The organism is Streptomyces sp. LN549, from assembly GCF_043203805.1.
Lineage (GTDB): Bacteria > Actinomycetota > Actinomycetes > Streptomycetales > Streptomycetaceae > Streptomyces.
In genome coordinates, this window is record NZ_JAZHRI010000002.1 from 941,562 (window position 1) to 965,608 (window position 24,047).

The window sequence follows — 24,047 nt, forward strand, 5'->3', positions numbered from 1 at the left end:
AGATTTTGATAAGCACATGACATGTCCACCCCCTGGCGCATCCGCGCCAGGGCCCAGGATCCCCGCCCCACCGGAGGAGACATGCGCAGGAGAACGCTGATTCGAGGAGCCGTGGCGACGGCGCTGACCCCGGCCGGAATCGTCCTGGCCACCGGCGCCGCGGGTGCCGACGGTCCGGCCCGCACCCGGGCGGCGGACCTGGAAGGCGTGGACGTCTCGAACTACCAGCAGGGCATCGACTACGCCCGGGCTGCCGCGGAGGGCCGGCGCTTCGCCATCGCCAAGGCCGGGGGCTGCCAGCTCAGCGAGGGCCCCTACACCTCGTCCTCCTACCCCGGCCATGTCGACGGAGCCCGCGCCGCCGGACTGCGGGTGGGGCACTACTGGTTGTCGGGGGACTTCCTCGCCCCGGCCGCCGCCGCCGACTACTTCGTGGACCATCTGCACGACTACCGGGTCGGCGACGTGCTCGCGCTGGATGTCGAGGTGCTGGACGACTCGACCCGCCTGTGGGGCGACACGGATGTGTCCGCCTGGTTCAACCGCGTACGGGAGCGGGTCGGCAGCTACGTGCCCTGGTTCTACATCAGCACCGGCGCGCTGCGGTCCGGCACCTGGAGCCGCACCATCGCCGCCGGCGCCCACCTGTGGGCAGCCTCGTGGGGGCCGAACGACGGCACCTGGCCCGGTGCGCCCGACCTCGGCGGCCGCTACCCCGACTGGGCGGCCCACCAGTACACCTCCGTGGGATCTGCCGGCGGCGCCTCCCCGGTCGACCTCAACCTCGCCCGCTCCTGGGCGTTCGACCTCACCGAGGCGACCGACCCGCCGCCGACCGGTGGTGGGTTGCCGAAGACGTCGACGGAGCAGGACGGTGTTCCGGGGCCGGTGATGTGGCAACGGACGCAGAACTGGCTGCGGATCCAGTCCGGGTACACCGGACCCATCGACGGCGTTCCGGGCCCGAACACGTACGCCGCGCTCCAGCTGAACATGCGCAACTGGGGCTACACCGGACCCCTCGACGGCGTACCCGGAACCAACACCTGGGCCGCGGTCCAACGACTGGCCGCAGCCCACGGCTACACCGGACCCATCGACGGTGTGATGGGCCCCAACTCATGGCGAGGCTTCAGCCACTTCATCAACCAGGACCAATGGGACTGAGACCGACCCACAGCACGGTCGACTTCTCCCGACAAGCGGCACAGAAAACCCCCGGCCCACAATTGTGGACCGGGGGTTTTCCCGGGTATATTGATTCTTTCTGTGCGCCCACAGAAAAGGCCCCTCAATGGGGGCCACTAAGCAACACCATATCTGGCAGGGAGCGACTTTGTCAACTCGGGAAATCGATGAATTGCAGAAGGAGCAGGAATTCATCGACCGGCTCTACGACCGTATCGACGTGCTGCGCGGAGTCGCCGCTCAGCACGTCGAGGACGCGGTGACGCCGGTCGGCAACGGGCTGCAGGCCCGTCTCGAGCGCGATGTGCTCGTCGCCGAACGCTCGGGTCTGCTGGCTGCCCTGAATGCGGTGGACGGCTCGCTGTGTTTCGGTCGCATCGATCTCTCCGACGGCACCGCGCACCATATCGGCCGCATCGGAATCCGCGAGGACGACACCGCGCATACACCGCTGCTGATCGACTGGCGTGCGCCGGTCGCCCGCCCCTTCTACCTCGCCACCGGTCACACACCCATGGGGCTGCGCCGGCGCAGGCACATCACCACCGAGGGCCGCGCCGTCACCGAGCTGCACGACGAGATCCTCGACGTCGGGGACCGGCAGCGCACCGGATTCGAGGACCCGAGCGGCGACACCGTGCTCCTCGCCGCGGTGAACTCGGCCCGGACCGGCCGCATGGGCGACATCGTGCGGACCATCCAGGCGGAGCAGGACCGCATCATCCGTGCCCCGCACCGCGGTGTGCTCGTCGTCGAGGGCGGGCCCGGTACCGGAAAGACGGCGGTGGCACTGCACCGGGCGGCCTTCCTCCTGTACGAACACCGTGAGCTGCTCGCCAAGCGCGCCGTCCTGATCGTGGGGCCCAACTCGGCCTTCCTGAGCTACATCGGCGAGGTGCTGCCCGCACTCGGCGAGACCGGGGTGCTGCTCGCCACGCAGTCCGAGCTCTTCCCCGGTGTTCACGCCCACGGGACCGACACGCCCCGCGCCGCCGCCGTCAAGGGCGGTGAGCCGATGGCGGAGGCGCTCGCCATGGCCGTACGCGACAGGCAACTGCTGCCCGAGCCCGGGGCCCCGGTGATCATCCAGCACGACGACGGGGACCTGATCCTCGACTGGGAGATCGCCTACGAGGCCCGGCAGGCGGCCCGCGAGACCCTGTTGCCGCACAACCTCGCCCGCCCGCACTTCGCGTTCCGGATCATCGACGCCCTCACCGCACAGCTCACGGAGCGCATCGGGGCCGACCCGTACGGCGGTCCCAACTTCCTGGGCGCCGACGACATCGCCCAGCTCGGCAAGGGTGTCGCCGTGAGCAAGGCGGTGCACGGCGCCATCGACGAGCTGTGGCCGCCGCTCACTCCGGAGGGGTTCCTCAGCGACTACCTGGCCGACCCCGTCTACGTCCCGGCCGAGGACGCCGAGGCGATCCGGCGCGCGCCCGGCGACGGACGGTGGACCCCCGCCGACGTGCCGCTGCTCGACGAGGCGGCGGAGCTGCTCGGGGTCGACGACAGCGCCGAGCGGGCGGCCGCGGAGGCCGAGCGTCAGGAGCGGATCGCGTACGCGCAGGGCGTACTGGAGCTGTCGAGGGGCTCGGAGTCGTTCGAGTTCGAGGACGAGGAGTCCGAGGTCCTGGCCGCCCACGACATCATCGACGCCGAGCGGATGGCGGAGCGGCAGGAGGAGGCCGATCACCGCAGCGCGGCCGAGCGCGCCGCCGCCGACCGCACCTGGGCTTTCGGGCACATCATCGTCGACGAGGCCCAGGAGCTGTCGCCGATGGCGTGGCGGCTGCTGATGCGCCGCTCGCCGACCCGCGCGATGACCCTGGTGGGCGACCCCGCGCAGACCTCGGAGGAGGCCGGCGTCGGCTCGTGGGAGAAGATCCTCCAGCCGTACGTCGGCGACCGCTTCGAGCACGTCGCGCTCAAGGTCAACTACCGTACGCCCGCCGAGATCATGGAGCTGGCAGCCAGGGTGCTGCGCGCCGACGCCCCCTCCTTCGAGCCGCCCGCCTCGGTGCGGTCCACCGGCGAGGTGCCGTGGGTGCGCGAGGCCGGGGACGACCTGGCGGGCGCGGTGGCCCGGGCGGTCCTGGAGCTGACGCCCGAGGAGGGACGCCTCGCCGTGATCGCGCCGCGGGCACTCCACGAGGAGATCAGTGCCCCGCTGGAGGGAGTCACGGCCGGCACCGAGCCCGATCTGACCCACCCGGTGGTCCTGCTCGATCCGCGGCAGGCCAAGGGGCTCGAATTCGACCATGTGCTGGTCGTGGAACCCGCTCTGTTCGGGACCAGTGACCTGTACGTGGCGCTGACCCGGGCCACGCAGCGCCTGGGCATCATCCACCGGAAGGAACTGCCCGAGGCATTGCGCTGAAACCACCAGGGCGGCAGGCCGGGGCGTCCCGGACCGGTTCGGCCATCCGCCGGGAGAGCCAGGCGAGCGCGGGCGGCATCCTGTACTCCACGGCGTGGTGACCCGCGTCGAACAGTTCGAAGCGTATGACGTCCTCGTCGACCCCTGCCTCGACGAGGACGTCACGGAAGGCCTGCGCACCCAGGTCGAGGAACCATTCGTCACGGGTGCCCGCGTCGATCCAGATCGCCCGCTGGGACCTCAGCGCCCCGGCGTACCGCGGGGCCATCCGCACCGGGTCCCACTCCAGCCAGCGCTGCCAGATCTCCGGCAGCAGGGCGCCGGTGCGCGGGTCGAAGGGCAGTTGGGGCGTGCCGTCCGGTGCGGGCGAGAAACAGGCCGAGACACCGAGCAGTTCGAGCAGCCGCAGGTCCTCGTCCTTGGTGAAGGCCACCCGTGAGCGGAAGTCGTCCCACCAGCGGCGGATGTCGCCGTCGTATGCCCTCAAGTGGCGTGCAGCCATGAGGAAGTGCGGGATGTACTGGGCCTCCGACAGGGAGTCGCCCGAGTGCGTCGCGAACGCTCCGAACAGATCGGGCCTGAGCATGGGCGTGATCATCGCCCCGAGTCCGCCGCTCGACTTCCCGGCCAGCGCCCGGTGGTCGCGGTCGGCGAGCGTCCGGTAGTGGGCGTCGACCCACGGCACGATCTCCTCGCAGAGGTAGGAGTGGTAGCGGCCGGTTCCCGGTGAGTCGACGAACTGGCTGCCGCCGTAGGTGGTCCAGGCGTCGACGAACACCAGGAGCATCGGGGGCGCCTCGCCCCGGGCGAAGATTCCGTCGGCCGTTTCGGGTACGGGCCGGCGGTAGGGCGTGCGGTTGCGCCAGACCGGAAGCGTGCCGGCGTAGCCCAGCAGGAGATAGGTGACGGGGTAGCGGCATGAGCGGTCGGCGTCGTAACCGGGCGGGGTGTAGACCCACAACGGCCTTGCCGCCGGGTCCCCCAACGGGTTGTCGCGCAGCAGGGCGCTTTCGATGACGTGCTCGTCGATGCGGCCTGCGAGCGCGGTGGGCCATGCGTCCATCGGAACCTCCTCGGAAGCGGGGCCCCGACAGTACTACGATTTCAAAATATATGAATCGAGAATGTTGCGCGTATGCTGACGGGATGGACACGACGCACGATCCGGCTCCGGCAGGGGACTCGATCGACCGGCACATCGCCCGCTGGGAGCAGGAGGTACCCGGCCTGGACCCGAGGGTCGAGGGTGCCGTCACCCGGATGCAGATGCTCGTGCGGCACCTGCAGCGCCGCAAGGAGGCCGGGCTCGCCCGGCGCAGGCTGAAGATGTGGGAATACGAGATCCTCTGGCGGCTGCGCTCGGCCGGCGAGCCGTACCGGATGACGCCGACTCGGCTGGCGGAGGGCCTGGACACCCACCCGGCGACGCTGACGAACCGTCTGGACCGACTGGCGAAGGCGGGATACGTGACTCGGGAGCACGACCCGGCGGACCGCCGCAGCCTGCTCGTGGCCTTGACCAGGAAGGGACACGAGGCATGGTCGTCCACGATCGGCGACCAGATGGCGACCGAACACGCCCTGTTGGCCCCGCTGTCCGAGGCCGAGCGGGAGCAGCTCGTGGTCCTGCTGCGCAAGGTCGCACGTGCGGCGGAGTCGGAAGGCTCCCCTCTGATGCCTTCCGTCGACTGATCCTGGAGTGAGCTCCCATGTGCAGCCGACTCGTCGTTCCAGCCGTCCGGATCTGCGTCCGGATCTGCGTCCGGATCTCGCCATGACTCAGGCGTTCGTCAGGAAGCGGTGACGGAACACCGGCGGGACGAGCCGGCGGCGGGAAGTTGGTCCGAAGCCTCCGCTCCCTCCGGTGACCCGTTTCGACCACGCCACGCCGCGTCGGTGGCGGACGCAGCAGCCTGCGGGGTCAGGCCAGAGCAGGATCGGTCAGGTCGAGGCGCAGCTGGTTTCTCCAGTCATTGGTGAAAACGGCGCTCGCTCCCTCAAAGCGCACCCCCACGAAGGGGTTGGAGTTCCACATGACAGCCACCCACCGCAAGGAACGGTCGATGCCGAGACGGGCGAGGTAGCCGACGTTGCCCATCCCGCTGCCGCCGCCGCACATCCATCCCGATCCGTCCGGCAGCAGGCTCTCGAAGTGGGGGTTCACCTCGGTGGTACCGCTCACCTCGATGAGCCGGGCCACATCGACCGGCCCTCCGAGGCGGAACGGGATCGACTGGCCGGCGTCCGGGTGGTAGGCCCCGGGGCCATCCACATGCACCTCCAAGCCGGTGTCGTCCGGCCGGTACAGCGCGTCCTCGTAGGGCATCTCTCCAGCCGCCCACAGCCGCACGACCAATCCCACGGGCCCGCCCCCTCCGACTTCGTACTCCCGTGCACACGCCACGAGTCCGTTGAGTCCCAACAGCACATCAGGTGCCCGAACAGCGGCACTCCAGCCATCCGGCGGTTGTTCACCGCGTCGTCCGGAGCACAGCCATCGCTGAGGAAGCAACACTGATGCGTCCCCGCTGCGGACACGACTCGGCGGCCAGCCAGCCGGATGCCGTCCTGAGAAGCGCAGGGTGATTCCGACGAACGCAGCCGAGCAGCCGAAAAGACAGGCTACTCGCGGCCTGCGCGGCGGAGCTGAGCCGAGAGGTGGTGCTGGAGCGGCCGGCCGACCGCCGCGAGGTCGTGCACGAAGTCGAGCGTGTCGTCGTCCGTCAGCGTGTAGCGCCGGCGGGTGGCGTCGACCTTCTTGGCAGTGGGCGCGAGGGCGACTTGGTGGGTGGCGAGGTCCGCCGCGCCGTCGACCGCACGGCCGGTCATGATCTCCGCGACACCGGTGGGCTGAGTGATCAGCGCCTCCACGCGCCCTTCCGACTGCATCCGCCACCAGCCGCTCTCGCGCGCCGAGGGCCGCAGCGGCTCGCCGTCCGCGTCCAGCAGCCAGGCGCGCGCCTCGTAGTGGAGGAACGGCCGCCCGTCATGGCTGAAGGTGACTTCCTGACCATAGTCGAATTCCTCGGCAAGGGTCGGATACCCACCACGCCCCCCGCCGGTCCAGCTGCCCAGGAAACCGAGCAGGGGCTCCAACAGGGGGTGCGGTGCGGGCAATTCGTCCGGCCGAAGGGCATCGCGATACGGGTGCTTCCGGGCGGGGTCGAACATGAGGTGCACTCCTGGGTCGGGGCCGTTGCCGGTTGGCAGCCTAAGGGCTTTCCACGTAATCCCTCGTGGATCAGCGCGCGGCATCAGATGCGGGCATCGCAAGGCGGAGGAGCGTCCGAATAGGTGAGCAACACCAACAAGAACGGAAGGCGGCCTCGCAGGGGCGTCCGGCCGCCAGTTCATGGACCGGCGGCTGTCCTGTTGAAGGCGAGGCACCGGTCCTTGACGACTCCGCGTCGTCGATTCCGCCAAGGGCTGTCCCGCAATTCCTGGCGGGCGCTCTTAGTCGGTATTGATACTGAAGGTGGACGTACTGCCATCGGCATCGGCCAAGGTGACCGGCCCGAACGTGATGACCGCGACGGAGTTGGCTCCCGGGCCCCGATAGAAGCCGGTGGCCTTGGTGATCCGGACGGCCAGAGCCGCGAGGGTCGCCGCCGCCTGCTCGTCGACATCGGCCTTCGGCCGGGTCAGCGAGTGGTGGCCATGTGCTTCTGCCCAGTCCCGAACGCCCCGGGCGTCGCGACTCATCTCCGGAAGGATGCTCTCGTTCGCCCAGGCCCACAGCCACGAGCCCGACGACGGGCTGAAGCTGGCCAGGATCTGCGCGGGCGCCGTCGCGGTCTTGTCGGGGAAGGACCATGTGATGAGACCGGTCCTCTGATCCAGGCCCCAGCGGTCCGCCGAGCCCAGCCCCCAGGACGTGTGAGCGCGAGCCAGCTGGTCGATCATGTCTTCGCCCTGCAGCAACAGTGTGCTCAGGTCAGCCGGATCCACACCCTGAGCAGGGCTCTCCGGCCTACCGGCCCGCTTGAACAATCCCATGCGGTGAAGTCTGCCAGAGGCTGCTGACCAGCTGACAGCACCTATATGCCCAGACACCGTGCCGACCGACACATGGGGGAACTGCGTGAACGTACGCCTGGAGAAGTGCAGCCTCTGTCCGCTCCCAGGCGATGGCGTCCACCCCGCAGGCGCCGGGCAGCGCGCAGCACGCACCGCGAACGGTTCCCTGCGATCCGGCGAAGCACCCGCCGGGAGCCGGTGGCCCGGCGGCGGTCCGGGCCGGCCCTCGCGGGCCGGCCCGGACTCACGCTCAGACGAGGTCGAAACGGTCCAGGTTCATCACCTTGTCCCACGCGGCGACGAAGTCCTTGACGAACTTCTCCTTCGCGTCGTCGCTCGCGTAGACCTCCGCGACCGCGCGCAGTTCGGAGTTCGAACCGAAGACGAGGTCGGCGCGACTGCCGGTCCACTTGACCTGCCCGGTGGCGGCGTCGCGGCCCTCGAACGTGCTCGCGTCGTCGGACGTGGCCTTCCACGTCGTGCCCAGGTCGAGCAGGTTGACGAAGAAGTCGTTGGTCAGGGCCCCAGGGGTCTCGGTGAGGACACCGAGCGAGGACTGCTGGTAGTTGGCGCCCAGGACACGCAGACCACCGACGAGGACCGTCAGCTCGGGGGCGCTCAGGTTCAGCAGGTTCGCCCGGTCGAGCAGCAGGTACTCGGCGGGCAGCCGGTTGCCCTTGCCGAGGTAGTTGCGGAATCCGTCGGAGGACGGCTCCAGCTCGACGAACGACTCCACGTCCGTCTGCTCCTGCGACGCGTCGACGCGGCCCGGGGCGACGGGGACCTCGATGTCGAAGCCGGCGTCCCCGGCCGCCTTCTCGACGGCCGCGGCGCCGGCGATCACGATGAGGTCGGCGAGCGAGACCTGCTTCCCGCCCGACTGGGCGGAGTTGAAGGCCTCCTGGATGCCCTGGAGGGTGCGCAGCACCGTCGCCAGCCGGTCCGGGTCGTTGACCTCCCAGCCGTTCTGCGGTTCGAGGCGGATGCGTGCGCCGTTGGCGCCGCCCCTCTTGTCACTGCCGCGGAAGGACGAGGCGGACGCCCACGCGGTGGAGACGAGCTCGGACACGGACAGGTCCGAGGCGAGGATCTGCGCCTTGAGGGCGGCGATGTCCCCCGCCTCGACGAGCTCGTACGTCCGGGCGGGAAGCGGGTCCTGCCACACCAGGGTCTCCGCCGGGACCTCCGGACCGAGGTAGCGGACGACCGGGCCCATGTCACGGTGCGTCAGCTTGAACCACGCGCGGGCGAAGGCGTCGGCGAACTGGTCCGGGTTCTGGTGGAAGCGCCGCGAGATCTCCTCGTAGGCGGGGTCGATCCGGAGCGAGAGGTCCGTCGTCAGCATCGTCGGCGCGTGGGTCTTCGACGGGTCGTGCGCGTCGGGGACCGTACCTGCGCCGGCGCCCTCCTTCGGCCGCCACTGGTGGGCGCCCGCAGGGCTCTTGAACAGCTCCCACTCGTAGCCGAAGAGGATGTCGAAGAAGCTGTTGTCCCAGGTGGTCGGGGTGTCGGTCCAGATGCCCTCGAGACCGCTGGTGATGGTGTCGGCGCCCTTCCCGGTGCCGTACGTGCTCTGCCAGCCGAGGCCCTGCTGCTCCATCGGGGCGGCCTCGGGGTCGGGGCCGACGTTGTCCGCCGGTCCCGCACCGTGGGTCTTGCCGAAGGTGTGGCCGCCCGCGATCAGGGCGACCGTCTCCTCGTCGTTCATCGCCATGCGGCGGAACGTCTCACGGATGTCGCGGGCTGCGGCGATCGGGTCCGGAGTGCCGTTGGGGCCCTCGGGATTGACGTAGATGAGGCCCATCTGCACCGCACCGAGAGGGTTCTCGAGCTCCCGGTCACCGGTGTAACGCTCATCGCCCAGCCAGGTGGTCTCGGGGCCCCAGTAGACGTCCTCGTCGGGCTCCCACACATCCGCCCGGCCCCCGCCGAAGCCGAAGGTCTTGAAGCCCATCGTCTCCAGGGCGACGTTCCCGGTGAGGACGATCAGGTCGGCCCACGAGAGGTTCTTGCCGTACTTCTTCTTGACCGGCCACAGCAGTCGGCGGGCCTTGTCGAGACTCGCGTTGTCCGGCCAGCTGTTGAGCGGGGCGAAGCGCTGCTGACCGGCTCCGGCGCCGCCGCGCCCGTCGCTGATCCGGTAGGTGCCGGCGCTGTGCCAGGCCATCCGGACCATGAACGGGCCGTAGTTGCCGAAGTCGGCGGGCCACCAGTCCTGCGATGTCGTCAGCACCTCGGCGATGTCCCGCTTCACGGCCGGAAGGTCGAGGCTATTGAACGCCTCGGCGTAGTCGAACTCCTCACCGAGCGGATTGGCCACGGCAGGGTTCTTGGCGAGGATCTTCAGGTTGAGCCGCTCCGGCCACCACTGGCGGTTGCCGCCGCCCTGGGTCGGGTGCGGCGCGCGACCGTGCGCGACCGGGCAGCCACCGGCCTCCTCTGCCTTCGGGTCGGTGACGATCGCGTCGTGGTTCTCAGTCATGGAAATCCTTCCGGACGGGGCGGATCACGGTGCTGAGGAACTACGGACGGTGGAAAGGCCGGGCCCGGGTGGCGGGGCGAGCGGGCCCCGTCTCCTGAAGTCACCTGCTTTTCCGCGCTGCTGTCCTGTCCCTTGGCTGTTAGCCGGAACCGATCCTACGATGGACATAGTCCAAGTCAATACGAACGACAGGCGTGTACGGTTCCATTCGTCCGACAATGCACAGTTAGGCTGGTGGGCATGAGTGACCTGCTGCAACGGCTTCGCGCACGTGGCTGGCGGATGACAGCTCAGCGCAGGGTGGTCGCCGAGGTACTCGCCGGTGAACACGTCCACTTCACCGCGGACGAGGTGCTCGCACGCGCCGTTTCCCGGCTGCCGGAGATATCCCGCGCCACCGTCTACAACACCCTCGGCGAGCTCGTCGCGCTGGGCGAGGTGATCGAGTTGGCCACCGACGGCCGCGCCAAGCGCTACGACCCGAACGCCCACCACCCCCACCAGCACCTGATGTGCTCAGGCTGCGGCGCCATCCGGGACGTCCACCCCGTCGGCGATCTCCTGGCGGAACTCCCGGAGTCGGAACGGTTCGGCTTCACCGTCTCCAAGGCCGAGGTGACCTACCGGGGCCTGTGCCCGGGCTGCGGCCCCGCCTGACCCACCCGGACAAGCAGACCCCCCGGGCGTAAGATTCGTTCACCATGGACGCGGCGGGGGCGGAGCGCATGACGGCTGAGTCGGCACAGAGGTGGGGATCGACCCTCGATTCCGTCGTGGTGTACGCGCAGGGCGCGCTGTGCCGCCGCCTGGCCCGGGGCAGTGCGCCGTCCGACGGCCGGGTGCGGGTGACGGGGCTGCCTCGCTCACTGGACCCGGGATCGTTGCGGGTCAGGGTCCTGGGCACTCCCGGGGCACGTGTCACCGAGGCCAGGGTGGAAGTCGAGGCCGAGTTGCCGGAGGCGGACGCGCCGGACACGTTGCGGCGCGAGTACGAGCGGCTGAGCGACGCGTACGCCGCGGCGCGGGGGCGCCGGGACCGGCAGCTGAGCGTGATCGAGGAGGTCAGGGCTCTTCACCCGGTCCCGCCTGCGCGCAAGCGCGAGGACCCGCACCGCCGCACCCCGGTCGACGCGTGGCTGGAGCTCGCCGACTTCGTCGACGAGCGGCTGACGGGGCTGCACGACCGCCTCGCCGAGCTGGAGGAGTCGCTGCGCAACGTCGAGCACGATCTCGCGGTCGCCACGGAGAAGCTCGAGCGCCGATCCACCGACGCACCGTCAGCACACGTGGAGGCCACGGTCTGTGCGCTCCTGACCCTCGACGGCGCGGGCGACGCCGACGTGGAGCTGGAGCTGGAGTACGGGGTGCCAGGCGCTGTCTGGGTGCCGGCATACCGCCTCACTTACCGTCAGGGCGACGGCAGCGGGAACCTGGTGCTGCGCGCCTCGGTCGCCCAGCGGACCGGCGAGGACTGGACCGGCGTACGCATCGCCCTGGCCACCGCCGACCTTCGGCGCCGCACCGACCTGCCGAGGCTCCGTTCGGTGCGGATCGGACGCAGTCAGCCCGCCCCCGCGCCCTCCGGCTGGCGCGAACCCCCGGCCGGACTCGTCGACCTGTTCAACGGATACGACGCGGCAGGCCCCGGCCCGGAGAGGACCACCGGACCCGTGGCTGTCGGGGCCGGAGCCGCACCCATGGGCGCTGCGGGCGAATCCGCGTACCGCCCCGTTCCGCCGCCTCCCCCGCCGTCGCCGGCGGCACCGGGCAGCGCGGGCGGCGCTCCCCCGGAGACATTCGGCAGCGGGATGCCCGCTCTCGCGCAGCCGGTGACGGGCCTGCCGCGCAACAGGACACGATCCGGCGGCAGGCCCGTCGGGGCCGCCCCCGCACCCCCAGCTCCCGGTATGGCCGCGCCGCCTCCGGCGCCGGTGGCCGGTCCGCCGCAGCCGAGCGGCGCCGAGCTCGACTATGCCGCCCTCGCACTGTGCGGCGCGGACGAGCAGGGCGGTCGCAGGGGCCGGCTGTTCCCCGGCACCGCCTTCGACCCGGTGGCGGCCGAGTACCGCCGCCGCGCCGAAGCCGTGGCCGCACTGCCGTTGCCCGGACAGGCCGTGCGGCCCCGCGAGTCGGCAGGATCCTTCGACCACCGCTTCGATGCCACCGCCCGCGCCGACATTCCGTCGGACGGCACCTGGCACACCGTCACCGTCGGCGAGATCCCGGTCGGGCTGCGCACCGAGTACCTCTGCGTGCCCTCCGTGGAGCAGGTCGTGTACGCCACGCTGCTGCTCTCCAACGCCACCGACCAGGCTCTGCTGGCCGGCCCGGTGGAGGTCACCGTCGACGACGAGTTCCTGCTGACCGCCGCGCTGCCCACACTGGCCCCCGGCGGGGTCCGCCGGGTGGGGCTCGGGCCTGCCGAGGGCATCCGGGTGACGCACCGTACGAACGTGCACGAGTCGACCTCGGGTCTGCGCAACAACACCACCGTGCTCGACCACCGCGTCCACGTGGAGCTGTCCAACCGGCTCGCGAGGCCAGTCACCGTGGAAGTCCACGAGCGGGTGCCGGTCACCTCCGAACCGGACGTCAGGATCGAGGAACGGGCGGACTGGACGGCACCCGACGACGGCGCGGGACCGGATCGGCACACCCCTGGCACCCGGGTCTGGCGACTGGTTCTGCCCGCAGGCGCCACCACCGCTCTCGACGGCGGCTACGAGATCCGCATCCCGACCGGCAAGGCCCTGGCCGGCGGCAACCGCAGGAGCTGACACACCCCATGTCCACGGACCCGAAGCCGAACCCGGTCGCCCTTCCCGTCACCGCCGTCACCTGCCTCGAGGATCGCGCCCACATCGAGCGTGCCGTCGTACTCGACCTGAAGGCCGGCGTCCAGCGGCTGCGTCTGGGGCCGGTCAGTGCGCTGGCAGTCGACCGGACCCTCCATACCGAGCTGACCTCCGATCACCCCGCGACGGTGCTCGACGTGCGGATCGTCCGCAGTTGGACGCCGCGTGAGCCGTCCACGGCCGACGACTCCGCCCTGCGCCACCGCGTGCACACCCTCGAAGAGGAGCAACTGGCCCTGGGACAGCGTCGCGACCGGCTCCACGCCCGCCTCGGCCTGCTCGGTCGCCTCGCCACCGATCTACTGCGGGAGATCGGCGAAGGCGCCGGCTCCGGGGAGACGGAGCGGGTCCGCTGGGCCCGCGAGCTGGACCGGGTCGATACCGAGCGCGACACGCACGGTGAGGAACTCCGGACCGTGGAGGCCCGGTTGGCCTCACTCATTGCCGAACTCACCGACCTCCAGCGAGCGCTGCACCTCTCGGAGGAGGAACCAGCCGAGCTGGTAGGCCATGTCGAGCTGACCGTGGATGCCGCAGTCGCCGGGCCCGTCGGGCTGCGCCTGAGTCACCTCACCCCGTGCGCGCTGTGGCGCCCCGCCTACCGGGCCGTGCTCGACGGCGACTCGCTGACGCTGGAGACCGACGCGATGGTCTGGCAGCGCACCGGTGAGGACTGGTCCGGCGTACGGCTGACCTTGTCAACGGCCCGCTCGGCACTGGCCACCGAACCGCCCCGGCTGGACGAGGACCGGCTGACGCTCAAGGACCGCTCCGCAGCGGAGCGCCGCACAGTCGACGTCGAGCTGCGCGAGGAGGAGATCGGAGCCCTCGGGCCGGCCCCGGTGCTCGGCCTGCCGGGAGTGGACGACGGCGGCGAGGCGCGGGTGCTGAGGTCCCCCACGCCGGTCTCGGTACCCGGTGACGGCCGCGCCCACCGGGTGCGTCTCTCCGCATTCACGGCGCCCGCGCCCAGTGAGTACGCCTGTTCACCGGAGCTGTCCCCCCTGGTCACCCAAGTGGTGCGGTTCGACAACCTGTCCGGCCACGCGCTGCTCGCCGGACCCGTGGACCTGGTCCGCGGAAACGGATTCGGCGGCCGCGGCACGCTGGACTTCACCGCTCCCGGCGCAACTGCCGAACTGGCCTTCGGCAGTTGCGACGACTACAGGGTTGTCCGCCGTGCGGAGGAGTCCCGCGACTCCGCCACCCTCAGCCAGCGGACCGTGATCACCCGCACGGTCCGGCTGCACCTGTCCCGGTTCTCCGCCCCCGGCGAGCACGACGACCGGGTGGTCGCCCTTCGGGAGCGCATTCCCGTCTCCGAAGTCGCGGCGGTGACCATACGCGTACACAAGGACTCCTGCTCCCCGCCGCCCGACATGATCGACGCCGAGGGCATCGCCCGCTGGGACGTCACCCTCCCGCCCGGCAGCCGTCGCACGGTGACCCTGGTCTACGAACTGTCGGCGAGCGCCAAGGTCACCGGGCTCTGAGGCCGGCAGGCCGCTGCGCCCGGCACAGCGGCCATCGCCCGGTCCGTGCCCTCGCCGCGCCGCGTCATCCCTCGCAGCGCGGCGGGGGCTGCCGAGGAGGCCGGCGGCCCCCTCCCGGCCGCCTCAGGATGGCGGCGTCGCAGCCCGTTCGGCCTCGCTGCGGAGAACGCAGAACTCATTGCCCTCAGGATCCGCGAGGACCGCCCAGCCTGCGCCGCCGGGTTCCCGGCGATCGGTGACGAGGGTGGCACCGAGGCTCAGCAGCCGCTCGACCTCCTCCTCGCGTGAGGTCGTCGGTCGCAGGCACAGATGCATCCTGTTCTTGATCGTCTTCGGCTCCGGCACCTGGTTGAAGTGCAGCAACGGGCCCACCGGCAGCATCACATCGGTCTCCGGGTCTCCCGGTTCGTCCTCCGGATGCAGCGGGCACCCCACCACCTCGCTCCAGAATCGAGCCAGGGCATAGGCATCCGCACAGTCGATCGCCACGTTCTGCACCACCGAGTTCATGTGGACGAGACTGCCCCAGGCACCGCCGGGTGCACCACCAAAACGCGTCCGGACCCCGCTCGTGGCTTCGGCGCACGCGGCGTCCGCCCCTACGTCGCGGGCTCCGTCTCCGGCCGTCCGGCGGCCACGTCGAACGTGGACGGCGCGCCTCCGTCGAAGCGGGCGACGCCGCAGCACGCGACCCGGCCCGCGTGCCCCGTACACACACAGGGCAGGATCGACTTCCGGGGGCCGCTGCCGCGAGCCGCCCCGGGCCGTCCAGGTCCGCCCCGCTCATGTCCAGGAGAACGCATGCCGCTCGACGTCCCCGCGCTCCGCGCGCAGATTCCGGCCCTGACGGCGGGGTCGGCCCGCTTCGACGCGCCCGGTGGCACCCAGACCCCGCAGCCGGTGATCGACGCGGTCGTGGACGCTCTGTCCCGGCCGCTCGCCGTGCGGGGCACGCAGAACGAGGGCGAGCGGAACGCGGAGGCGATCGTGGCCGGGGCGCGGTCGGCGCTCGCGGACCTGGTGGGTGCGGAGCCTCGTGGCATCGTGTTCGGCCGCAGTTCCACCCAGCTGACCTACGACCTGGCGCGGACCCTGGCCAAGACCTGGGGGCCGGGCGACGAAGTGGTGGTCAGCCGGCTCGACCACGACGCCAACATCCGCCCCTGGGTGCAGGCAGCCGAGGCCGTCGGCGCGACGGTCCGGTGGGTCGACTTCGAGCCGGACAGCGGGGAGCTGCCGACCGCCGGGTTCGCCGAGGTACTGTCCGCGCGGACCCGCCTGGTCGCTGTCACCGGGGCGTCCAACCTCATCGGCACCCGTCCCGACCTGCCCGGCATCGCCGAGCTCGTCCACCGGGCAGGTGCCCTGCTGCACGTGGATGCCGTGCACCTGGCGGCCCACGCGTCCGTCCGGCTGGACACGCTCGGCGCCGACTTCCTCGTCTGCTCGCCGTACAAGTTCCTCGGCCCGCACATGGGCGTACTGGCGAGCCGCCCCGAACTGTTGGAGACCCTGCGGCCCGACAAGCTGCTGCCGTCGACCGACGCGGTCCCGGAGCGGCTGGAGCTGGGCACCCTGCCGTACGAGTTCCTGGCCGCGGCCCGGGCCGCGGTGGACTTCCTCGCCTCGCTCGCTCCGGGCGTCGACGGCACCCGCCGGGAACGGCTGGCCGTGGCCTTCGAGGAGATCGAGGCCCACGAGGACGCGCTGCGGGTCCGTGTCGAGAAGGGTCTGTCCGCTCTCGACGGCGTCGTCGTGCACTCGCGCGCGGCCGTGCGCACCCCGACGCTGCTGGTCACCTTCCCGGGCCGGTCGGCGGCGGACGCCTCGCGGTTCCTGGCGGAGTACGGTGTCGACGCGCCCGCCGGCTCGTTCTACGCCCTGGAAGCCTCGCGCCACCTGGGGCTGGGCGACGCGGGAGGGCTGCGGATCGGCCTGGCCCCGTACAACAGCGAGGAGGACGCCGACCGGCTGCTGGAGGGTGTGGCCGCCTTCCTCACGCAGACCACGGCGACGTCCTTCGCCGGGTCGAGGGCGTAGCCCCGATCCGCGCTCCCGGCGTGATTCGCTCCTCTCGACCTGCCGGACGTCACACGCTTGGATGGTCACCGGTCGAAAGGCCGGTCCCGCACGATGTCCGAGTTGCACGAAGCCAGCGAAACGGAGCCGACGGTGGAGTCTGGGATGGCGGCGGGGGTGATCCTTGCCGACCGGTACACGCTTCGACGGCTGCTGGGGCGCGGTGGCATGGGAGAGGTGTGGCTGGGCCGGGACTCGGTACTGGGGCGCGAGGTCGCGGTCAAGGTGATGCCCGTCGCGCGGGACACCGTGTCGGAGCGGCGCTTCCGGCGGGAGGCCGAGATCCTTGCCGGGCTGCGGCACCCGGGGATCACGGTGGTGCACGACGCCGGCCGCCACGACACGCACCACTTCATCGTCATGGAGCTGCTGATCGGCCACGACCTGGCCCGGCTGCTGGACGAGCACCCCGGGCACCTGCCCTTCAGCCGTGTGGTGGACCTGACGAGCCAGACCGTCGACGCCGTCGCTGCGGCCCACCAGCACGGGGTCGTCCACCGCGACCTGAAGCCGGCCAACCTGTTCGTTCAGGCGGGCGACCGGATGAAGGTCTGCGACTTCGGCATCGCCCGCGTCGCCGACACGTCCGGGACGCTCACCTCGGCCGGTCCGGTACTCGGTACTCCGGCGTACATGTCGCCCGAGCAGCACCAGGGGCGGACTGCGGACGCGCGCACCGACCTCTACTCCCTGGGCGTCGTGATGTTCGAAATGCTCACGGGCGCCCTCCCGTTCCCCGTCGACCAGCCCCTCTACGCGTTGATGCGCCAGCACGTGGAAGTCGCCCCGCCACGCCCCGGCGCCTTCCGCCCCGGTATACCGCGCGAGTTGGAGAAGCTGGTCATGCGGCTGCTGGCCAAGGATCCCGCACGGCGGCCGGACACCCGGGAAGTGGCCGCGGAACTGGCGGAGCTGACCAGCCGGGACTCCCTGCCGACCGCGGCGGCCGGTTCAGTGCGCAACTCCCGGCACGACCGCGGCCGGCGGCCCCGGACGCCCACGCTCGCGAAGAACCCGGCACAGGAAGACTCCGCGGGCCTCGCGTTCGGCCTGCTCCGCACCCTGAGGAGCACATCCGGCGGTTGCGTCGACGCGTTGGCGTTCAGCCCCGACGGGCGGGCCCTCGCCACCAGCCACAGCCACTCGGGCGTCCGTCTGGTGGACCCGCGCACGGGCAAGGTGCTCCACCGCCTCGCCGGGACCGAAAACCGCGTCCACTCCCTGGCGTTCACACCCGACGGCCGCACACTCGCCACGGGGGGCGAAGGTCCGGTGGTACGCCTTTGGGACGGCCGTACGGACGCGCTCAGGGCCCAGCTCACCGGGCACAGCGGAACCGTCACGACCGTGGTGTTCGCTCCGGACGGTCACACCCTCGCCGTCGGCAGCTACGCGGCGCTGCGTCTCTGGGACGCGGACACTGCGAAGCATGTGACCGACTTGCCGGGCGCCACGGGCCCGGCGGCGTTCAGCCCCGACGGCCGCCTCCTCGTGTCGGGCGGCACCGAAGGTCACGTGCGCCGCTGGAACCCGCTTTCCGGCAAATCGCACCGCCCCCGGTCCATCAGACCGAACGGGCGGGTCCGTCTCCTCGCGTTCAGCCCGGACGGACACGGCATCGCTGCCGTCTGCTCACCGCTCGCCCCGGAGGACAAGGGGCTGGTCAACGTGCTGGACGCGCGAACCCGACGGGGACCCCGCCGGCTCACCGGCCACACCGACGACGTGGCGGCGCTGGCATACAGCCCGGACGGCAGGCTGCTCGTGTCCGGCGACCACGGGGGCACCGTCATCGTCCGCGACGCCCGCTCCGGCGCGCAGCTCCTCATCCTGCCCGAACGGTCGGAGAGGGTCCGCGCGTTGGCTTTCAGCCCGGACGGCGGAACGCTCGCCGTGGGCTGCTTCGACGGGAGCATCCGCCTCTGGGCGACCCGTACCTGAGCTGTTCGGACCGGTCCGGCACGGCGGGCGGGGCTTCGAACTGTGCCCCGCCCACCGTGCCGGTCTCCGTCTCAGCTCACTGGGAGCGTCCGGGCGTCAGCCGGAACGAACCCTTTGCGAACGGAAGTTGAACCGTGTACTGGCGCAGATAGGTGTCCAGGAACGGCGAGCGGGCGCCGGCCGTCGCGATGTCGTTCGCCGGGTCGTCCAGTGCCAGTGCGAGCCGGGCGTCCCTCACCTCGACCGTCCCGCCCGAGGGGGTGTCCCGCCAGGAGCCCGTCTGGATGGAGCCGATCTCCACGGCCAGGACGTGTCCGGCGGCCAGCGTCCAGTCGGTGGCCTTGAGGTCGACCGTCAGCCGGCCCGTGTCCACCAGGGACACCTGCTCGTCGAACATGACGGCCCTGCCGTCCGGGGCGACGTCGTACAGCTTCACCATGACGTTGCCCTCGCCCTTCGCGGTCAGGGACAGCCGAGGGGTGCCGGTGACGCGGACCGCCCGGGCGGCCGGTTCGGACCGGACGAAGAAGCTGGACGTCACCTCGCCCGCGGCCTGAAGCCCGGCCGCGCCCGCGGCCAGTGTCTTGGGTGCGGCCGGGTCCAGGGAGGGGGCGTTCTCCAGGTCCCACTCACCGGTCGGCTGCGCGGAGGGCCGCAGCGCCGGGGCGCCGTCCTCGGCCGCCGCCCCGCGTGCCGACGCTCCCCCGTCGTCCACGTACGCACCGCTGCCGAGCGCGACGTTCACCTTCCGGGACTCGCCGGGCCAGGTGCGCTGGGCACGCCAGGCCCCGGTGGAGTCCTCGACGGAGTAGGCCGGGTACGAGACCGTGGGCCGCTTGCCCTTGAGGTACTGGTCGTAGAAGGAGAGGGTCTCGTCGTACCACCCTTCGCGGCCCATGGAGAGGCGGCCGTCCGAGGTGCGGTCGCCGCCGCGGACGTGTTCCCACTGGCCGAGCCAGCCCCGCTCGGGGCCTTTGTGGTTGTCGAGGTACTCCTCCATCTCCTCGGGCTTGGTGTTGTTCTCGATGAATCCCTGGGTGACGAAGAGCGGGGTGTCGGTGCCCTTGGCCTTCCGCGCCAGGTCGCGGGAGGTCCAGTACGGGCTCTGCCGGTCGGTCGTCCGGTAGCCCGCGGCGTTCTGGGTGAGGCACTCCGGGTGGGTCTGCTCGTAGGCCGCGTTGACCTGGTACCGGGAATCGTCGTCCGCCAACGGGGCCATCGTGGCTATGGAGTTGTAGGCGTTGGCGGTGCCGGTGACGTTGGGGCGGGGCACCCCGTTGGAGTAGATGTACTGGTACATGTCCCACACCGGCTCCTGAGCGACGACCGCCTTCAGCTCCCGCTGGTCGAGGTCGTTGCCGATGAGGCCGGTCGAGGCGTCGTAGGACTTTCCGTACATGCCGACGGCGCCGCTGGACCACGACCGGTCCGCCGCCCAGTCGATGGCCGCCCGGACGTCCGCCTGTTCACCGGGGCCCGCCCAGTCGAGGCAGCCGGTGGAGCCGCCGAAGCCGCGCAGGTCCACCATGACGAAGGCGTAGCCGCGGGCGAACAGGTCCGCCCCCTCGATGAAGTCCTGGAAGCGGGACGAGGGGCCGGTGTGGCTCCAGCCCTCTGGGTCGGTCTGCCCGGAGTGCCCGAAGTAGGGGCCGACCGAAAGGATGACGGGGACGCGCGCGCCCTTCGGCAGCCCTTCGGGCAGCAGGACGTCGGCGTGCAGTTCGGTGCCGGAGTGGTCCGACGAGGGAAAGTAGTGCTGTGTCCAGACGGCGCCCTCGGGAACGCGGTCGTTCTCCTCGTGGGTGACGGGATCGGCCGGGGCAGCGGCACCGACGGCTGCAGCCGGCTCCGCCGCGACGGCAATGGTGACGGGGCCGGCGAGGGCGCCGGTCAGGGCGAGGGTGGTGACGAGGACCGATGCGGCCAGGGCTGCCGCGCGACGTGCTCTCACATGCTCCTCCGGTGGGTGGTGAGCCAAGGTGCAAGTGGTGCCGATCTTGTCGGCCCGCGGCCCCGCCGGGGTTGCGTCACGGAGCGCGGCACACGTCCACATTTGGACACGAACATGTCAACAGGCCGACGCTGAGCGAGCTTAGGATCATCGCGTTCGCGGATCAACGCCTGCGCGTGTACGCCTTGTTACGGCGACGACCAGGTCCCCCTGCATCGCCCGGGCGCCGCCGGCCCCATAGGAACGAGCGCGTTCTCACCGGCCACCATCCGGGCGCTCTCGCTGCTTGCGTTCACTACGGGCCCACGAAGGAGGGGGTGCGGCATCTCTCGTTGCCTGAGACGCTTTTACACCGGTCGTCCGGCGAGGGCCCGCCCTCACGTCATCGCGACGACGACCTTGCCGGCCTTCGAGCGGCCCTTCTCGACGTACTCCATGGCCTCCCGGGTCTCATCGAACGGGAAGACACGGTCGACGACGGGACGGATCTTCCCGGCCTCGATGAGCGGCGTGAGTTCACGCAGCTGCCCGCCGCCGGCCCTCATGAACAGGAACGAGTACGTCACGTTGCGGCGCTTGGCGCGGCGCCGCATCCTGAAGCTCAGCGCGCTCATCACGAGTCGGAGGATCGCGTTCAGGCCCAGCTCGCGGGCGAAGGCCGCGTCGGGAGGCCCTGCGACGCTGATGACCGTTCCCCCGGGCCTGAGTACCTGCAAGGACTTCTCGAGCGTCTCTCCGCCGAGGGAGTCCAGCACGACGTCGTAGCCGTCGAGGACCGTCGCGAAATCCTGCTGCTTGTAGTCGACGACCACGTCCGCACCGAGCTCTTTCACCACGTCGACCTTGGCCGTGCTCACGGTGGTGGCCACGTGCGCGCCCAGTTCCTTGGCCAGTTGGACGGCGATGGTACCGAGACCGCCGGCCCCGGCGTGGATCAGAACCCTCTGGCCGGGCCGCACCTGCGCCCGCTCAACCAGCGCCTGCCACGAGGTCAGGGCCACGAGCGGGAGGGAAGCGGCCTCCTCCATGGTGAGCGTGGCCGGTTTGATCGCCACGTCGTCCTGATGGACGGCGATGAATTCGGCAAAGGTGCCGATGCGGTCCTTGTCCGGCCGGGCGTAGACCTCGTCACCCACCGCGAACCGCGTGACGGCCGATCCTGTCCGGACGACCACCCCGGCGAAGTCGTTGCCCAGGATCAGCGGGAGCCGGTACGGGAGGAACGCCTTGAAGGCCCCGTCGCGGAGCCTCAGGTCGAGCGGGTTGACACTCGCGGCGTGGATCCGGACCAGGACGTCGCCGGCACCCACCTCCGGTTCGGGCATCTCACCGGCGCGCACTCCGGTCCTGTCGCCGTACCGCTCGATCATGAAGGCCTTCATCGTCAACTCCGTTACCCGTCCGCGAAGGGACGGGATCTGTGTCCGTCCTGGGCTTCTCCCAGTACGGGGACTCCGTGGTGCGTGCTCGGCCTCTTGGGGCGCCTCGGGGTTGCGCGCCGACACCCGGGCGGGCGTGAGGCCGGTCTCCTCGGCGACGGCCAGGACGACATCGATGACAGCGTTCTTCCGGCCGTCGTCTCCGTGTGGACGACCGCCCCCAGGTCACCGAGGCTCCCCTCGGTGACCTGGGTGCGGTGTCTCCCGGTGAGCGGCCGGAACGGCGGGACGCGCCTCAGGCCGCACTCGGTGAAGATGCCAAGCCCTGCCTGACGTACCGGGTGGCGTCGTCGGCGAGGATCTCGGGCAAGCCCGTCTCGATGCCGTGCAGGGCCTGGGCGGCGACATCGGCGGGGTCGGTCTTCTGGTCGTCGGGAACGCCCGCGGCCATGTCGGTGTCCATGTATCCGACGTGCAGCGCCGAGACGGTGATGCCACGGGGCGCCAGTTCCTCCCGGGCTGCGTTCGTCTGCGCCCATGCCGCGGCCTTGGCCGCGGCGTAGGCACCGAGGCCGGCGGGGTGCAGCCAGGACAGGACGGACAGGACGTTGAGTACGGTGCCGCCTCCGTTGCCCTCGACGACTGGGGCGAAGGCCCGTGTCACGGCAAGCGGGCCGAAGAAGTTCGTCTCCATCTCCAGGCGCACCCCGTCCAGGCTCCCCGCGATCAACGGCGTGGCCGTGGAGATGCCCGCGTTGTTCACCAGCAGCGTCACGTCGGATGCGATGAGTACCGCGGCCCTGATCGACTCCTCGTCCGTTACGTCCAACCGCAGCGGGATGACGCCCGGCAGGTCCACCGTCTCGGGGCGGCGTGCCGCCGCATACACCTTCGCGCCGCGCTCCACGAGCTGACCGGCCAGATGCCGCCCGAGCCCCCGGTTGGCGCCGGTGACCACTGCGACCGCGTCCTTCAGTTCCATGACTACTCCCAGCGTCACGGGCAACGAACAGCCCGCAGAAATTAGATTACGACTACAATCTAAAGCACAGTCTAGAATAGATTGCAATCGACATCCAACGGGAGGTGGCTGATGGGCCGCGTATCGCAGGCGCAGGCCGAGGAGAACCGCCGACGGGTCGTGGAGACCGCCTCCCGGCTGTTCCGGGAGCAAGGCACCCACGTCAGCGTCGCCGACCTCATGAAGGCCTCCGGCATGACGCACGGCGGCTTCTACAAGCAGTTCGCCTCCAAAGAGGCACTCGTCGACGAAGCCACGGCCAACGCGTTCGACGAACTCACCCAGCGCCACAAGGACGGCCTCAGGCAGTACTCCGGGCAGCGCGATGCCGCCCAGCAGGCGCTGATCGACACCTATCTCTCCGTCGAGCACCGCGACAGCGCGGCAGACGGATGCCCCGTCGCCGCACTCGCCGGCGACATGGCGCGCGACTCCGGAGATCGCGAGGCCCGGCGCGTCTACACCGAGGGAGTGAGCGACTTCGCCGAGTGGCTCGCCACCGAGGACCAGGACGGCATCACCCGGCTGTGCACCATGGTCGGCGCGCTCGTCCTGGCCCGAGCCACCAAGGGCTCCCCGCTCTCCGAGGACATCCTCACCGCCGCGCAGGCAGCCCTGAAGGCAGCCAGCTGATCAGGTACGGAACCACGCACGCTCCCCGCCCGAAGGCACATGGCCGCTCACGAGCGGTTCGGGCCTGATCGCGCATGTTGGCGCGTATGCGGCCCTGCGCAATCGGCCAGGCGGCGCGTCTGCTCGGAGTCAGTCCGGACACCGCTCGGCGCTGGGGGGATGCCGGTCGGGTGGTCACCCACCGGGACGGGGCGGTCGGCGTCTCATCGACGGGGAGGATCTGGCAGCGTTCTCCGTCGAGTTGGCCAGGAGCGGCAACGGCGAAGGCGACGCCTCGTACACCTCCGTCCGTCCGCAACGCCGTCCGGCACCGTACCGGCAGCCGAGAGGGACTCACTCACGGACCACCACCTCCCGGGTGACCGTACCCGGACCCGCACCCCGTACAAACGCACATACCAACTACAGCAATCACGATTCCGACTCATGCGAAGCAACAGGAGACTTTTCCCTCGCACCTGCGGCATTATCATCAGCGCATGCACACCTACCGGATCGGGGACTCTGCCGCCTTGCCCGGTGTCAGCGCCGACACCGTGAGGCACCTGGTCGGCGGCGGGAGGCTCATCGCCGATCGCGCTGAGCCGGGCCACCGGTCAGCCGCCGGTCGGTTGAGGGGGTGAAG

The 24,047-nt window shown here is 70.7% G+C and carries 18 protein-coding genes and 1 pseudogene; 10 read left to right on the forward strand and 9 right to left on the reverse strand.

Going from position 1 to position 24,047, the window contains the following annotated elements:
- Window positions 1–21 precede the first annotated feature (21 nt).
- The gene (locus SH922_RS04195; protein WP_393054790.1) at window positions 22–1,167 is read left to right on the forward strand and encodes a GH25 family lysozyme; all 1,146 of its coding nucleotides are present in this window, start codon (window positions 22–24) and stop codon (window positions 1,165–1,167) included.
- Between the two features lie 193 nt (window positions 1,168–1,360).
- Window positions 1,361–3,571 carry a HelD family protein gene (locus tag SH922_RS04200; RefSeq protein WP_393063461.1) on the forward strand — a complete coding sequence of 737 codons (2,211 nt, stop codon included), beginning with the start codon at window positions 1,361–1,363 and terminating at the stop codon, window positions 3,569–3,571.
- Here SH922_RS04200 and SH922_RS04205 read toward each other — a convergent pair.
- Window positions 3,534–4,634 carry an alpha/beta hydrolase gene (locus SH922_RS04205; RefSeq protein WP_393054792.1) on the reverse strand — a complete coding sequence of 367 codons (1,101 nt, stop codon included), beginning with the start codon at window positions 4,632–4,634 and terminating at the stop codon, window positions 3,534–3,536. The two genes, SH922_RS04200 and SH922_RS04205, sit on opposite strands and share 38 nt — an antisense overlap.
- Window positions 4,635–4,717: 83 nt before the next feature.
- Between SH922_RS04205 and SH922_RS04210 the strand changes: the two genes are divergently transcribed.
- On the forward strand, window positions 4,718–5,263 hold the full coding sequence (locus tag SH922_RS04210; RefSeq protein ID WP_393054794.1) for a MarR family winged helix-turn-helix transcriptional regulator: 546 nt from the start codon (window positions 4,718–4,720) through the stop codon (window positions 5,261–5,263).
- A 229-nt stretch (window positions 5,264–5,492) separates the two neighbouring features.
- Here SH922_RS04210 and SH922_RS04215 read toward each other — a convergent pair whose 3' ends face one another.
- The 4 genes from SH922_RS04215 to katG form a co-directional block, all read right to left on the reverse strand.
- Window positions 5,493–5,933, reverse strand: a complete 441-nt coding sequence (locus tag SH922_RS04215) for a hypothetical protein (protein WP_393054796.1) — start codon at window positions 5,931–5,933, stop codon at window positions 5,493–5,495.
- A 260-nt stretch (window positions 5,934–6,193) separates the two neighbouring features.
- Complete coding sequence (locus SH922_RS04220; RefSeq protein WP_393054798.1) at window positions 6,194–6,742, reverse strand: FABP family protein; 549 nt, start codon at window positions 6,740–6,742, stop codon at window positions 6,194–6,196.
- Window positions 6,743–7,024: 282 nt separating this feature from the next.
- Window positions 7,025–7,519 (reverse strand): DUF6882 domain-containing protein, encoded by a 495-nt coding sequence (locus SH922_RS04225; protein ID WP_393054800.1) that lies wholly within the window; start codon window positions 7,517–7,519, stop codon window positions 7,025–7,027.
- 319 nt (window positions 7,520–7,838) lie between these two features.
- Window positions 7,839–10,070 (reverse strand): catalase/peroxidase HPI, encoded by a 2,232-nt coding sequence (gene katG / locus SH922_RS04230; RefSeq protein WP_393054802.1) that lies wholly within the window; start codon window positions 10,068–10,070, stop codon window positions 7,839–7,841.
- Window positions 10,071–10,310: 240 nt separating this feature from the next.
- Here katG and SH922_RS04235 point away from each other — a divergent pair, with 240 nt between their 5' ends.
- From SH922_RS04235 to SH922_RS04245, 3 genes are all read left to right on the forward strand, one after another.
- Window positions 10,311–10,727, forward strand: a complete 417-nt coding sequence (locus SH922_RS04235) for a Fur family transcriptional regulator (protein WP_393054804.1) — start codon at window positions 10,311–10,313, stop codon at window positions 10,725–10,727.
- Between the two features lie 68 nt (window positions 10,728–10,795).
- Window positions 10,796–12,847, forward strand: a complete 2,052-nt coding sequence (locus tag SH922_RS04240; RefSeq protein ID WP_393054806.1) for a DUF4139 domain-containing protein — start codon at window positions 10,796–10,798, stop codon at window positions 12,845–12,847.
- 8 nt (window positions 12,848–12,855) lie between these two features.
- Window positions 12,856–14,418: a mucoidy inhibitor MuiA family protein gene (locus tag SH922_RS04245; protein ID WP_393054808.1), complete on the forward strand. Its 1,563-nt coding sequence runs from the start codon at window positions 12,856–12,858 to the stop codon at window positions 14,416–14,418.
- A gap of 123 nt (window positions 14,419–14,541) precedes the next feature.
- Here the strand turns inward: SH922_RS04245 and SH922_RS04250 are convergent, their stop codons facing one another.
- The gene (locus SH922_RS04250; RefSeq protein WP_393054810.1) at window positions 14,542–14,928 is read right to left on the reverse strand and encodes a VOC family protein; all 387 of its coding nucleotides are present in this window, start codon (window positions 14,926–14,928) and stop codon (window positions 14,542–14,544) included.
- Between the two features lie 291 nt (window positions 14,929–15,219).
- Between SH922_RS04250 and SH922_RS04255 the strand changes: the two genes are divergently transcribed.
- Together SH922_RS04255 and SH922_RS04260 are read left to right on the forward strand one after the other, a co-directional pair.
- Window positions 15,220–16,458, forward strand: coding sequence for a cysteine desulfurase-like protein (locus SH922_RS04255; protein ID WP_393054812.1), 1,239 nt, complete (start codon window positions 15,220–15,222; stop codon window positions 16,456–16,458).
- Between the two features lie 132 nt (window positions 16,459–16,590).
- Window positions 16,591–18,438, forward strand: a complete 1,848-nt coding sequence (locus SH922_RS04260; RefSeq protein WP_393054814.1) for a WD40 repeat domain-containing serine/threonine protein kinase — start codon at window positions 16,591–16,593, stop codon at window positions 18,436–18,438.
- Between the two features lie 76 nt (window positions 18,439–18,514).
- Here SH922_RS04260 and SH922_RS04265 read toward each other — a convergent pair whose 3' ends face one another.
- From SH922_RS04265 to SH922_RS04275, 3 genes are all read right to left on the reverse strand, one after another.
- The gene (locus SH922_RS04265) at window positions 18,515–20,389 is read right to left on the reverse strand and encodes a CocE/NonD family hydrolase (RefSeq protein WP_393054816.1); all 1,875 of its coding nucleotides are present in this window, start codon (window positions 20,387–20,389) and stop codon (window positions 18,515–18,517) included.
- A gap of 377 nt (window positions 20,390–20,766) precedes the next feature.
- Window positions 20,767–21,771 carry an NADP-dependent oxidoreductase gene (locus SH922_RS04270; RefSeq protein WP_393054818.1) on the reverse strand — a complete coding sequence of 335 codons (1,005 nt, stop codon included), beginning with the start codon at window positions 21,769–21,771 and terminating at the stop codon, window positions 20,767–20,769.
- Window positions 21,772–22,063: 292 nt separating this feature from the next.
- Window positions 22,064–22,750, reverse strand: a complete 687-nt coding sequence (locus SH922_RS04275) for an SDR family oxidoreductase (RefSeq protein WP_393054820.1) — start codon at window positions 22,748–22,750, stop codon at window positions 22,064–22,066.
- Window positions 22,751–22,861: 111 nt separating this feature from the next.
- Between SH922_RS04275 and SH922_RS04280 the strand changes: the two genes are divergently transcribed.
- Both SH922_RS04280 and SH922_RS04285 read left to right on the forward strand, forming a co-directional pair.
- Complete coding sequence (locus SH922_RS04280; RefSeq protein ID WP_393054822.1) at window positions 22,862–23,422, forward strand: TetR/AcrR family transcriptional regulator; 561 nt, start codon at window positions 22,862–22,864, stop codon at window positions 23,420–23,422.
- A gap of 86 nt (window positions 23,423–23,508) precedes the next feature.
- Window positions 23,509–23,714 (forward strand): annotated as a pseudogene (locus SH922_RS04285) (helix-turn-helix domain-containing protein); the annotation flags it as partial.
- Between the last annotated feature and the right edge of the window lie 333 nt (window positions 23,715–24,047).

Coding starts and splice junctions, on each gene's coding strand:
- SH922_RS04195 (WP_393054790.1), top strand. CDS start 22: ATGTCCACCCCCTGGCGCATCCGCGCCAGGGCCCAGGATCCCCGCCCC.
- SH922_RS04205 (WP_393054792.1), bottom strand. CDS start 4,634: ATGGACGCATGGCCCACCGCGCTCGCAGGCCGCATCGACGAGCACGTC.
- SH922_RS04210 (WP_393054794.1), top strand. CDS start 4,718: ATGGACACGACGCACGATCCGGCTCCGGCAGGGGACTCGATCGACCGG.
- SH922_RS04220 (WP_393054798.1), bottom strand. CDS start 6,742: ATGTTCGACCCCGCCCGGAAGCACCCGTATCGCGATGCCCTTCGGCCG.
- katG (WP_393054802.1), bottom strand. CDS start 10,070: ATGACTGAGAACCACGACGCGATCGTCACCGACCCGAAGGCAGAGGAG.
- SH922_RS04235 (WP_393054804.1), top strand. CDS start 10,311: ATGAGTGACCTGCTGCAACGGCTTCGCGCACGTGGCTGGCGGATGACA.
- SH922_RS04240 (WP_393054806.1), top strand. CDS start 10,796: ATGACGGCTGAGTCGGCACAGAGGTGGGGATCGACCCTCGATTCCGTC.
- SH922_RS04245 (WP_393054808.1), top strand. CDS start 12,856: ATGTCCACGGACCCGAAGCCGAACCCGGTCGCCCTTCCCGTCACCGCC.
- SH922_RS04250 (WP_393054810.1), bottom strand. CDS start 14,928: ATGAACTCGGTGGTGCAGAACGTGGCGATCGACTGTGCGGATGCCTAT.
- SH922_RS04255 (WP_393054812.1), top strand. CDS start 15,220: ATGCCGCTCGACGTCCCCGCGCTCCGCGCGCAGATTCCGGCCCTGACG.
- SH922_RS04270 (WP_393054818.1), bottom strand. CDS start 21,771: ATGAAGGCCTTCATGATCGAGCGGTACGGCGACAGGACCGGAGTGCGC.
- SH922_RS04275 (WP_393054820.1), bottom strand. CDS start 22,750: ATGGAACTGAAGGACGCGGTCGCAGTGGTCACCGGCGCCAACCGGGGG.
- SH922_RS04280 (WP_393054822.1), top strand. CDS start 22,862: ATGGGCCGCGTATCGCAGGCGCAGGCCGAGGAGAACCGCCGACGGGTC.